Source organism: Sulfitobacter sediminivivens (assembly GCF_042611115.2).
Classification (GTDB): Bacteria; Pseudomonadota; Alphaproteobacteria; order Rhodobacterales; family Rhodobacteraceae; genus Sulfitobacter; species Sulfitobacter sediminivivens.
The window spans coordinates 15,228-28,115 of record NZ_JBHGAR020000012.1 but is presented as its reverse complement, the minus strand read 5'-3'; the positions used below and the strand labels follow the sequence as shown (position 1 = coordinate 28,115).

General features: G+C 58.9%; 4 protein-coding genes. All 4 read left to right on the top strand.

The annotated features are described in order from the left end of the window. The first annotated feature begins 170 nt into the window (after window positions 1-170). The 4 genes from ACEWL3_RS13030 to ACEWL3_RS13015 are packed head-to-tail and all read left to right on the top strand — an operon-like array spanning window position 171 to window position 12,887. Window positions 171-6,638 (top strand): type I polyketide synthase, encoded by a 6,468-nt coding sequence (locus ACEWL3_RS13030; RefSeq protein ID WP_386182084.1) that lies wholly within the window; start codon window positions 171-173, stop codon window positions 6,636-6,638. After that, window positions 6,635-7,645, top strand: coding sequence for a glycosyltransferase family 2 protein (locus ACEWL3_RS13025; protein ID WP_386182086.1), 1,011 nt, complete (start codon window positions 6,635-6,637; stop codon window positions 7,643-7,645). The genes ACEWL3_RS13030 and ACEWL3_RS13025 overlap by 4 nt, the downstream gene beginning before the upstream one ends. Beyond that, window positions 7,642-12,192: a MupA/Atu3671 family FMN-dependent luciferase-like monooxygenase gene (locus ACEWL3_RS13020; RefSeq protein ID WP_386182088.1), complete on the top strand. Its 4,551-nt coding sequence runs from the start codon at window positions 7,642-7,644 to the stop codon at window positions 12,190-12,192. Before ACEWL3_RS13025 ends, ACEWL3_RS13020 begins: the two co-directional genes overlap by 4 nt. Then, window positions 12,189-12,887 (top strand): 4'-phosphopantetheinyl transferase family protein, encoded by a 699-nt coding sequence (locus tag ACEWL3_RS13015; protein ID WP_386182090.1) that lies wholly within the window; start codon window positions 12,189-12,191, stop codon window positions 12,885-12,887. Before ACEWL3_RS13020 ends, ACEWL3_RS13015 begins: the two co-directional genes overlap by 4 nt. Window position 12,888: the final 1 nt, after the last annotated feature.

Sequence of the window (12,888 nt, the reverse complement as noted above, 5' to 3'; positions counted from 1 at the left end):
GAAAGGTATCGTCGTTACAGGGTATTTGCCCCAACCCATTGCGGGTTTGATTTTATGGTAAAAACAATGGCAAAAACCCAGTTTTTTCTGTTGGATAGGTCCATAGATAGCTATGTTGGTTTTGGGGCTCATACCCGTATTGGGACGGGACATGGGAAAAATTTGTTCGGATGAATACTGCAAATAACCGCACCTTTTCTGGCGATGATATTGCTATCGTCGGGATCAATGTCGACGTGCCGGGGGCGCAGGGGGTAGATGCCTATTGGGCAAACCTGCGCGACGGGGTCGAATCCATCCGCCGGCTGAGCGAAGAAGACCTGCGTGCTGCAGGTGAGGCACCTGAGGCAATCGCGCAAAAGAACTATGTGCCCGCAGCGGCCGTCTTGGATGGCTTTGACACATTCGACGCTGATTTTTTCGGCTTTTCGCCCAAAGACGCCTCGATCCTTGATCCGCAACACCGCAAGTTCCTGGAGGTGGCGTGGGGGGCAATGGAACAGGCAGGGCATCCGCCCGAAACCATTCCCGGACCAATTGGTGTTTATGCGGGCTGTGGCATGGGAAGCTATTTCTATTTCAACATCTGCTCAAACCCCGATCTGGTCGATGATGTCGGCATGTTTTTGTTGCGCCACACTGGCAACGACAAGGATTTCTTGTCGACCCGCGTCAGCCATGTGTTCGACCTCAAGGGCCCGTCGATCAATTTGCAAACCGCCTGTTCCACCTCGCTTGTGGCGATCCACTATGCGTGTCAGGCGTTGCGTGCCGGTGAAGTGGACATGGCGCTGGCTGGCGGCGTAACAATCGAGTTGCCCCATGGGCGTGGCTATGTGTTCAAAGAAAACGAGATTCTGTCGCCTGACGGCCATTGCCATGCTTTTGATCACCGCGCCCAGGGCACTGTCTTTGGTTCTGGTGCGGGCTGTGTGGCACTTCGTCGGTTGGCGGATGCGATTGCGGATGGCGATCACATTTGGGCGGTGATCAAAGGTTCCGCCGTCAACAACGATGGTGCGGCAAAGGCGGGTTATCTTGCCCCATCGGTTGATGGTCAGACCGCTGCGATTGTCCAGGCGCTCGATGCAGCAGGGGTTGCGGCGCAAAGCATCGGCTATATCGAATGCCACGGCACCGGCACATATCTCGGTGATCCAATTGAGGTCGCAGCCCTGACCGACGCTTTCCGCCAAACCACAGACGCCACAGAATTTTGTCGCATCGGGTCGGTCAAAACCAATATCGGCCATCTTGATACGGCGGCTGGCGTGGCGGGACTGGTGAAAACTACGCTGGCACTGCACCATAAACAATTGCCACCCTCGCTTGGGTATGAGGCCCCTAATCCTGCGATTGCTTTTGAAGGGTCGCCCTTTGCGGTGAACGACCAACTGCACGATTGGCCCGAGGGTCCAACCCCGCGCCGCGCCGGGGTCAATGCGCTGGGCGTTGGGGGCACCAATGCCCATATGGTGCTCGAAGAAGCACCTGAACCCAGAACATCGGATGAAAGCGACTGGCCCTTCCACGCCTTGTGCATTTCTGGCCGCAGCAAGGCAGCACTTGATGCGAATACCGCGGCGCTGTCGGCCCACCTTCGCGCGCATCCTGAAAAACCTTTGGCCGATGTTGCCTTTACCCTCAAAAACGGGCGGCGGGGGTTTGAAAAACGTCGCGTCGTTGTGGCGGAAACCCATGTAGAGGCCGCCGATCTGCTTGAGGCTGCTGACACCAGGCGCGTGTTCACCCACGAGGTTTTGGGCGACAAGCCCGAGGTGGTTTTCATGTTTCCCGGTGGTGGTGCGCAATATGTGGGTATGGCGCGGGATCTTTATGAGACAGAGCCGGTATTTGCCGACTGGATCGACCGTGGGCTTGATCATTTACAGCCGCAACTTGACTATGACATCCGGGCGCTCTGGTTGCCTGAGGCGGGGCAGGCGGTTGAGGCCGAAATCCGGCTCAAGACGCCTTCGGTACAATTGCCGCTCATTGCAATTGTCGAATACGCGCTGGCGCAGCTTTGGCTCAACTGGGGCGTGAAACCTGCGGTGATGGTTGGTCATTCGATGGGCGAAAATGTCGCCGCTTGCCTTGCAGGTGTAATGTCGTTTGAGGGTCTGATCGATCTGGTGCTATTGCGTGGGCAATTGTTTGACGAGGTGCCAGCCGGCGGCATGCTGAGCATTTCAGGGACATGGGAAACCATCGCGCTGTTGCTTGGCGATGATCTGGATATCGCATCCGTGAATGCGCCGGAACTCATTGCCGTATCTGGCCCTCAAACCGCCCTTGATGCCATGCAGGAACGGCTGGCGGCACACGACATTGAGTGTCAGCGCATTGCCATCGACATCGCCGCCCACAGTCGCATGCTGGAACCGATCCTGGGCCGTTACCGTGCGTTCCTGCAAACGCTCGACCTTCAGGCACCGCAGATGCCCTTCCTGTCGAACCGCACTGGCGACCTGATCACCGATGCACAGGCCACCGACCCGGAGTATTGGGTTGACCAGTTGCGCAACACCGTCAATTTTGCCGATTGCATCACAAACCTGAGTGCGCCGCGCAAGCGTGTTTTCCTGGAGGTCGGTCCCGGCAAAGCGCTGAGTGCGCTTGCACAAATGAACGACGGTGTGGCTGCAGGTCAGGTCATCTCAACTCTGCGCCACCCGGATGACGGTATCGCGGATGATGCTTATTTCATTGCTGTGATTGGCAGGCTCTGGGCGTGTGGCGTCGAGGCGGATTGGACACAGATCTGGGGCGAGGCCAGACGCAACCGCGTGGTGCTACCGACCTATGCGTATCAGCGCAGCAGATATTTCATCGAACCGGGCAAGGCGGCGGTGCCGGCTGCCGCGCCCTTGCCTGTGCGTCAGGACGACATTGCGGATTGGGGGGCTGTTCCGGTCTGGCGGCCACGCTTTGCCAATGCGGATGTGGACATGATCACCGATCTGGCGGCGACACCACTGACGTGGCTGATCTTTGCTGACGATATGGGCGTTGCGGCACCGCTCAAAGCACAGCTTGCAGCGAGCGGGCACACGGTCGTTTCCGTGCGCGCAGGTGATGCTTTCGCAAAGCTGGCCGAGGACCGCTATACGCTTGCCGCAGAACAGGGGCGCGCAGGCTATGATCAACTGATTGCGGCTTTGCAAGCGGCGGGCCAGATGCCGGACCGTATCGCACATTTCTGGCTGACCGATGACGCACAGGCACCGCGCCCCGGCAGCAGCACCTTTGACCGCAACATAGAACAGGGATTCTGGAGCCTGACCTGGCTCGCTCAGGCACTGACAGAGGCCGGATTGGACAAACCGCTGCACCTCAGCGTTTTCACGCGGGGTGAAGCGCAAGTCAAAGACGAACCATTGGAGCACCCAGAAAAAGCGTTGATCAGTGGTCCGGTTGGTGTCTTTGCACGCGAAATGCCGGGTGTCACGGCGGCGCAGATTGATCTTGAAACCGAATTTGAACCGGCAGCGGCAAAATGGTGGTTTGCGCGCAGGGCCACTGAGGTGCCCCAGGACGACCTTACAGCCCGTTTGATCGAGGAACTGATGGCAAGCCCTGGCAATGTCATTGCTGCCTACCGGGGGACGAGGCGGCTTGAGATGGGGTATAAGTCCATTCCATTGCCCGAAACAGATCAACCGGCCTTTCGCGATTGTGGCACATATTTGATCACCGGTGGGTTTGGCGGCATCGGCCAGACGTTGGCCTTTGATATCTTGGAAAATCACGCAGCAACGATGGTGCTGTTGACCCGTGAACCCTTGCCGCCGCGCGAGGCGTGGGAGGGGTTTTTAGAAAGCCATGGTGCCGCTGATACCACCGCCCTGCGCATCCGTGCCGTGATGCGCCTCGAAACGCTTGCTGAGGCAAGGGGTGGCCGGATCGAAGTGGCAGCAGCCGATGTGGCGAACCTGGCGCAGATGCGTCGGGTCACCGACGACCTGATGGTGCGGCACGGCGGGCTGACCGGGGTGATCCATGCCGCCGGTACACTTGATGATAGCCCGTTGCTGGCAAAACGTGATGCAGAGATTGACGCGGTTCTGTCACCAAAAGTGCAGGGGCTGCGGGTGCTGGACCAATTGCTACCCGATGGCACGCTCGAATGGATGGCGCTTTTTTCATCGACCAGCACGGCAACGCGGGCTGTGGGGCAGGTTGATTATGTTGCCGCAAACGCATGGCTCAACGCTTTTGCCAATGCACGCCGGGGTGCTGCGACCCGTGTCTATGCCATCAACTGGGGTGTTTGGGCGGACGTTGGCATGGCGGCTCACGCGACCGGGGGGGCGGCCAGCCATACTTTGCCAGCAAGGCCGGTTGATGCGGCTTTGCTGGACATAGTTGGGGCGGGCGCGGGTGGTGAAATGGTCCTTACGGCCACATTGTCAGATGCCGATTGGTTGCTGGATCAACACCGGACCGCAGAGGGTCAGGCTGTGATGCCCGGAACCGGCTATGTTGAACTGCTGGCTGAGGCGGCGCAGGCCCAAGGGATGACCGGTGGCTTTGAAATCCGTGATTTGTATTTCCTGCGTGCGTTGCCGGTGAACAAAGGCGCGCCCCGGCAGATACAAGTCACGCTGCGCCAAGAGGCGGATGGCTTTGCTGCTGAACTGCGCAGCGATTGCGTGTTGAATGGCAAGCCCGGTTGGCAATTGCATGCGCAGGCGACGTTAACGCGCTTGGTGAATAATAGTCTGCAAGATATTGATATTAAAGCGATATCGTCACGATGTTTGCACTTGAAAACCGCGTCTGAACAAGACAGGCTTCGCTCACCACAAGAGGCGCATCTGAAATTTGGGCGGCGCTGGCATGTGCTGCGTGAAACCAGGCTGGGCAAGGGTGAAGGGCTGGCAACACTGGCCTTGCCTGACGATGTCCGTGGCGATTTGGCCGCTGGTCATCTGCTGCATGCGGGTCTGATGGATATGGCGACAGGATGGGCGATGGCACTGGTGCCGGGCTATGGCGCGCAGCACCTTTGGGTGCCGGTGTCTTATGGCCACCTTGTGGTTCATAGCCCGCTGCCAGCGCAGGTGAAGTCCTGGGTGCGTTTGTCCGAGGGTCATGCAGGGGACGGGTTTGCCCGCTTTGACGTGACCATTTGTGATGAACGGGGCACCGTGCTGGTTGAGATCAGCGATTTTGCGATGAAGCGGCTTGAGGGTGGATTTGCCGCATCGGTGCCATTGAATGCCAGTGAGGTCCGCTTTGAGGATTTTGCGGGTACGCAAGATCACCGTACCCCAGCAGAAGAACGGCTGGCCTATCTGGTCAGCCAAGGCATCCGTGCATCCGAAGGGCCAGATGCGTTGCGCCGGGCGATTGCCTTGGGGCGTTCGCAGGTATTTGTATCATCAATGCTGCTTGATCAGTTGATTGCGCAGGCCGATCAACCGGCCGAGAAATCAGCGGCAGCGGGACAGAGTTTTGAGCGGCCTGATCTTGATGACAGTTTCGTTGCGCCCCGCACCGCCATCGAAGAGCGGTTGGCCGAACTGTGGCAGAACCTCTTGGGTGTCAGCCCGGTTGGGGTCGAAGACAGCTTTTTCGACCTTGGTGGCCATTCGCTGATCGCTGTGCGGCTCTTTGCCAGTGTGAAGCGCGAATTCAAGGTGGAGTTTCCGATCTCAGTCCTGTTTGAGGCCCCGACAATTGCCAAATGCGCGGCGCTTATTGCCGAACAAACAGGCGAAGCCGGCACATTGGGTAAGCGCACCGCCAATGACACGCACGTTCAAAAGTTCGACTATCTTGTACCGTTAAATCAGTCGTCCCAAAAACAGGCACTGCCGTTGTTCATCGTGGCAGGCATGTTCGGCAATGTTCTGAACCTGCGCCATCTTGCCATGCCGTTCAGCAGTGAACGGCCTGTCTATGGGGTGCAGGCCCGTGGGCTGATTGGTGACACCGCACCGCACACTGACATGCGGGACGCGGCGGCGGATTATCTGGCTGAAATTCAGGCACTGCAACCGCAGGGCCCTTATCTGTTGGCAGGGTATTCGGGGGGCGGGATCACGGCCTATGAAATGGCGCAACAGCTGCGCGATAGGGGGCAAGAGGTGGCCGTACTGGCCCTGCTCGACACCCCGTTGCCTGTGCGACCACCGCTGAGCAGAAAAGACAAGACATTGCTCAAGCTGCACGAATTTCACCGGAAAGGCCCAATGTATCTGATTGAATGGGCCAAAGACCGCATAGCCTGGGAAAAGGAATGTCGTGCAGAGCGACGGGGGGAGGTTGCCGAAACTCCGGGTGCCGAGTTTAACAACCACAAAATCGAACAGGCCTTTTTGACCGCTGCGGGCGCTTACGTGACGCCCAAATGGAACGGTCCGCTTACGTTGTTCCGGCCCCCACTGGACCGGCATTGGCAGGTGTCGCATGGCCGGTGGGTCAATGCAGAGCGGGAATATACGTTTGAAGACAATGATTGGCGGCAATATGCACCGCAGATCAAGGTTGTGGAAGTGCCGGGCGATCACGTCTCCATGGTCTTGGCCCCCTGTGTCACCGTTTTGGCGCAGGAATTGCGCGAGGTGATTGCGGCCGCGTTGGAGGCAGATGACAAACTCGATATGCCGCATGCCACGGCGGCGCAATGAGTGACGCGGCCCCCATCCGCCTGCTGGTCATCGTGCTCAATTACCGCACGGCGCAGATGACATTGCGCGCCGCCGAGGCGGCACTGGCGGACATGCCTGATCGCGGCGCGGAAATGATCATCATCGACAATGCCTCGCACGATGGGTCCGCAGAGGTTTTGCAATCCGCCATAACGGAGCGCGGCTGGGATGCGGGGGGCCGCGTGCGGCTTATCTTGTCGGATCACAACGGCGGATTTGGTGCGGGCAACAACCTCGGTCTGCACGCGGGGATGTCAGATGGCTCACCCCCGGATTTCTATTATATTCTGAACTCAGACGCTTTTGCCGATCGCGGCTGTATCGGTGCGTTGCTGGCGCATCTTAACGCGCATCCAAAGGCCGGGATTGCGGGCAGCCATGTGCGTGGGGACGATGATGTCGCTCATTGCACAGCGTTTCGATTTCCCTCAATCGCAGGTGAATTTGAAGGCGCGGCGCGGACCGGGTTCATTTCCAAGATGTTGCACCGCGCAGTTGTGGCACCGCCTTTGCCACAGAATGCCACCCGCGTTGATTGGGTTGCGGGTGCGTCGATGCTGTTGCGCGCTGAAATGCTGGGTGACATCGGGACGTTTGATGAGACGTTTTTTCTTTATTTTGAGGAAACTGATTTGTGCAAACGCGCTGCGCGGGCGGATTGGGAATGCTGGTATGTCCCTCGGGCCCGTGTTGTGCATATCGGGTCGGTATCAACCGGGATGAAAGAATGGCAGCGGATGCCGCCCTATTGGTTCGCCTCTCGGCGGCATTATTTTGTCAAAAATCATGGCCGCGTCTATGCGGCCCTCGCATGGTCCGCGCGCTTTGCGGGCGGGATGATCCACCAATTGCGCTGCGCAATTTCAGGCCGGAAACCTCAGGATCCACCCCATTTCCAACGTGATCTTTTGCGGCATGGCCTTGGGTTTGGCCCAGGGGGGACAATCGGCACCACAACGCGCCCCGCAATGAAGGACAGACCATGACCGTGCGTTTTCCGCCTGCCGCGTTTTCAGCCATTCTGATGGGAGATGAATCCCTGACCATTGCCTGTGGTGATCTGGTCTTGGCGGCTGGGCATATTCTGCATGCCGTGGTGACACAGGACGCTGCGGTGCGCCGCTGGGCCGAAGGGCAGAGCGTACCGGTTTATGCGCGTGCTGATGATCTGCTGGACGCTGCAGCGCAATTGGACTGGCTGCTGAGTATTGCGAACCTGCGCATGATCCCGGATGCGGTTCTGGCGCTGCCTGTCAAGGGCGCAGTCAATTTTCACGATGGACCTTTGCCCCGCTATGCCGGGCTGAACACCCCTGCGTGGGCGATCATCAACGGCGAGACGGTGCATGGTGTAAGCTGGCACATGATCGAAGGCGGCGTGGACCAAGGCGATCTGTTGGCGCAGGTCGCCGTTGAGATCGCGCCGGATGAAACGGCGTTCAGCCTCAATGCCAAATGCTACGCCGCGGGTTTGGAAAGCTTTGCCACAGTTTTGCAGCACCTCGAAAACGGCGCGCCTGACCGTACCCCACAGGACCTTGGTTTGCGCACTTACTTCGCAAAAGATCAGCGGCCAGAGGGCATTTTGGATTTCACCCGCGATGCAGAGGCGCTTTGCGCATTGGTTCGGGGGTTGGATTTCGGGACCTATTGGAACCCACTGACCACAGCCAAACTGGTTTTGGGTGATGCGATTTTGTGCGTTGGGGCGCTTGAGGTTTCTGATCAGGACGCTGCGGCCCCGGGCGCGGTTGTCAGTGTTTTGGCGGACCAGATCACCATAGGCACAGCGACCAAGCCAGTTGTTCTGCGCGGTCTCGCGGATATGGCCGGTGGTACCGTTGATCCAAGGACGATGGCACGGGTTGGCGATGTTCTGGACAGGCCCAAGGCCGCCCCGCTGATTAGCAAGGATGAAGCATACTGGCGAAGCGCTTTGCAGCAGATGGAGCCATTGACCGTGCCCTTGGCCAAGCCATCACACACGGCACCTGACCTGCAAGAACGGGCCATGATCTGTCCACCGGATCTGAGCATCTCCCATCAGGTCGTTGCTGTTGCATTGATCGCGCTGCGCAGTGCGGGGATGGCGAAAGGCGATTTGGCTGTTGCGCTCGCACAACCTGATCGGACGCTGGCTAATTGGGTGCCACTGAATGTTGACGCCACCGATGTGACAAGTGTCGCCGAATGCACAACCCGCATTGCGCCGCAAGTGGCCCGCGCGCAAACCACTACGGGTTTTGCTTGTGATCTGCCGCTGCGCGATCCCAGGATTGAAACGGGCCAGCGCCCCGATATTGCATTGACGTTCACTGACGATGCGGTGTCAGATGCCTGCGTTACGGCGTCCCTTGCAGGCGGCGCTGCCAAGCTGATCTATGACGCAAACCGTATTTCCGATCAGGCCATAGATGTCCTTGCGGCGCGGTTTCAATCGGCCTTCGCAGCAGTCTCAACTGCTGAGGATTGCGGCAGCGTCTGGGCTTTGCCCCCGGCAGAGAACCATCAGCTTTTGCAGGGCTGGAACGCCACACAAAAAGACTATGACGCCACACCGATCCACGCCGCGTTCGAGGCGCAAGTCGCCAGAACACCGGATGCCGAGGCACTGGTGTTTGAGGGTGAGGTGCTCAGCTATGCCACGCTGAACGCGCGCGCCAATCAGCTTGCTCATGTGTTGCGCGATATGGGGGCAAAGCCCGGTAGGCCGATTGGCCTTTATACGGCGCGCAGCGTCGATTTGATGATTGGCGCGCTGGGTATTCTGAAGGCGGGCGGTGCCTATGTACCGCTTGACCCTGCCTATCCGGCAGACCGCATTGCGCATTACATCAGCGACAGCGCGGCCCCGATCATCTTGACGCAAAGCGATCTGGCGGACCAGTTGCCCGACCATCAGTCGCAGGTGCTGAAGCTGGATGACGACCCCCGACTTGGCGCGGCAGATGTGGGCAACCCTGCACCATATGCGTCGCCGGACGACATGGCCTATCTGATCTATACTTCCGGCTCCACCGGGACGCCCAAAGGGGTGATGGTCAGTCACCGAAATGTCGCCAATTTCTTTGCCGGGATGGACGACCGCATTGATCATGCTGCAGGCGCGGTGTGGTTGGCCGTGACGAGCCTGTCATTCGATATTTCGGTGCTTGAGCTTTTCTGGACCCTTGGCCGTGGCTTCAAGCTGGTTCTGGCGGGGGACGCTGCGCGCACTGCTGTGTCGAACGGCCCAATTGGCACGTCGGACCGCAAGATTGACTTCAATCTTTTCTACTGGGGCAACGATGACGGCGTTGGCCCCAAAAAATACCAGTTGTTGTTGGAGGGTGCCAAATTTGCGGATGCCCACGGCTTTAACGCGGTCTGGACGCCCGAGCGGCATTTCCATGCCTTTGGCGGGCCCTATCCAAATCCTTCGGTGACCGGGGCCGCAGTTGCGGCGGTGACGCAAAATCTGGAAGTGCGGGCAGGGTCCTGCGTGGCCCCCTTGCATCATCCCGCCCGCATCGCTGAAGAATGGGCTGTGATCGACAATCTCACCAACGGGCGCGTTGGGCTGGCCATCGCCAGCGGGTGGCAGCCCGATGATTTTGTGCTGCGCCCTCAAAACACGCCGCCGGAAAACAAACCTGCAATGTATGCGGCAATAGATCAACTCCGCGCGCTTTGGCGGGGGGATGCGGTGGCGTTCCCGACCAAAGACGGCACACCCTTTGCCGTTGTCACGCAGCCCCGACCTGTGTCGAGGGACCTGCCAATCTGGGTGACGACTGCGGGCAACCCCCAAACCTGGAAAGAGGCGGGCGAGATCGGTGCAAATGTGCTGACACACCTGCTGGGTCAATCGGTGGATGAGGTTGCGGAAAAGATCAAGATCTACCATGAGGCGCTGAGTGGGGCCGGGCATGATCCGGCGCATCACAAAGTCACGGTGATGTTGCACACCTATCTGGCAGACACCCGCGCGCGGGCCGAAGAAGTGGCACGCGAACCGATGAAGGAGTATCTACGCTCTGCCGCGGGCCTGATCAAACAATACGCCTGGGCCTTTCCCGCGTTCAAAAAGCCTGCTGGCGTGACCAATCCGTTTGAGGTCGATCTGGGTGCGCTGTCAGAGGCCGAGATGGACGCGATCCTTGAGTTCGCCTTTCAACGCTATTTCAACGACAGCGGCATGTTTGGCACCGTGGCTGACGGCGTGGCGCGCGCCCAGCAGCTTAAGCGCATCGGTGTTGATGAAATCGCCTGCCTGATTGACTATGGTATCGCCACAGACACGGTGATGGCCGGGCTAAAGCCGCTGGCGAAAGTTCTGGCACAGTCCAATCAAGCCCTTGTACTGGCCGACGATGATTTTTCGCTCGCCGCGCAGATCGTGCGGCACGGCGTGAGCCACCTGCAATGCACGCCGTCGATGGCGCAGATGTTCGTCACGAATGATGAGGCACAGAATGCCTTGGCGCGCGTCAAACATCTGATGGTGGGGGGGGAGGCGCTGCCGGGATCATTGGTGCACGCCTTGCGTGATTGCACGGGCGCGACGATCCAGAATATGTATGGGCCGACCGAAACGACAATCTGGTCCACAACGCAAATGTTGGACGCAGTGCCCGGTGACACCGCCGCAATCGGGACGCCAATTGCAAACACGCAAGTGTTCATCCTTGATGGAAAGATGCGCCTGAAACCGAGTGGTACACAAGGGGAATTGTGGATTGGGGGTGATGGTGTTGCGCAGGGATATTGGCGCAGGGACGCGATGACCAAAGAGCGTTTTGTCCGCAATCCGTTTGGTGCCGGAACGCTTTACCGGACGGGCGACATTGCCGCATGGGACGCCAATGGCGTTCTGCAATTCAATGGCCGTGCCGATGCGCAGATCAAAATACGCGGCCACCGGATTGAGCCGGGCGAGATCGAAGCCCGTCTGTCCGAAATTGAAGGTGTCACCCAAGCGGTTGTCATTGCCCGCGCTGCACCTGGCGGCGCGCAATTGGTGGGCTATGTAACCGCAGAGATCCATTTGAATAGCGATGCGATACGGGTGCAACTGGCGCAAGTTTTGCCAGATATCATGGTGCCAAGTGCCATTGTGACGCTTGACGCCATGCCGCTGACGCCAAACAGGAAAATCGACCGAAAGGCATTGCCGGCCCCGGAAACGCGAAAACCAGCAGGTTTGGTGGCTGCGCCGACACCTGCCAGCGGGACACAGGCCAAAATTGCTGCCGTCTGGTCCGCGATACTTGGCGTGTCTGACATCGGCGGCGCGGACAGTTTCTTTGCGCTGGGGGGGCATTCGCTTTTGGCTGTGCAGGCGCACCGGGACATCAAAGCGGCATTGGGCGCGGCAAGTTTGTCGATCACTGACATTTTCCGCTTTCCGACGCTCGAAGGTTTGGCGGGCCATATTGATAGGACCAACGGGAGCAGCGCAGAGCCGGTCATTGTCGCGCCAGATCCAGCCAAGTCTGACACCATGGCCAAACGCCGCTTGATGCGCGCGAGCCGCAGGAAAGCCGGTGCATGATGGCCGCACCATCTGACCGATTTGATCAGCTTCGCGCGGCTGTTATCACGTTGTTTGACGGGTCTGTTGCCGTTGTGGTCACAGACCCATCACGCGGGCAGCCTGCGTTGAAGGCAGTTGAACGGCCTGCGGTCGCAGGGGCTATCCCGGCGCGGCAAACCGAGTTTGCCGCAGGTCGCGCGGCGGCGCGTGCGGCGATGGCGCAAATTGGGATCGAGCCCGGCCCGGTCCCTGCAGGCCCCGACCGAGCACCCGTTTGGCCAAAGGGTGTGATCGGCTCAATCACACATACGGACAAATTGTGCATTGCCGTGGTTGCCCCCGCCACAAACATCCGCAGTCTGGGTGTAGATGCGGAACCTGCGACGCCATTGGATTTTGATCTGATCCCAACAATCTGTTCGGCTGCAGAGCAGGCGCAGGTCGCAGGGCCGGATCTGGGTCGTCTTGCCAAGATTATTTTTAGCGCCAAGGAAGCAGCTTATAAGGCGCAGTATCCGTTGACGGGCATGCTATTGGGCTATGATCACCTCGATATTTCACTTGATCCGTCTGCGGGATCTTTCGTGGCAACCTTCCTCAAACCAGCGCCACCATTCGCGGTTCGTGACACCCTGCCGGGGCGGTTTGTGCAGGTGGCAGATCACCTTGTCACTGCGGTAACGATTGGGCAGGGTATGCCCGAAGGAGCCTGAT

Coding starts and splice junctions, on each gene's coding strand:
- ACEWL3_RS13030 (WP_386182084.1), top strand. CDS start 171: ATGAATACTGCAAATAACCGCACCTTTTCTGGCGATGATATTGCTATC.
- ACEWL3_RS13025 (WP_386182086.1), top strand. CDS start 6,635: ATGAGTGACGCGGCCCCCATCCGCCTGCTGGTCATCGTGCTCAATTAC.
- ACEWL3_RS13020 (WP_386182088.1), top strand. CDS start 7,642: ATGACCGTGCGTTTTCCGCCTGCCGCGTTTTCAGCCATTCTGATGGGA.
- ACEWL3_RS13015 (WP_386182090.1), top strand. CDS start 12,189: ATGATGGCCGCACCATCTGACCGATTTGATCAGCTTCGCGCGGCTGTT.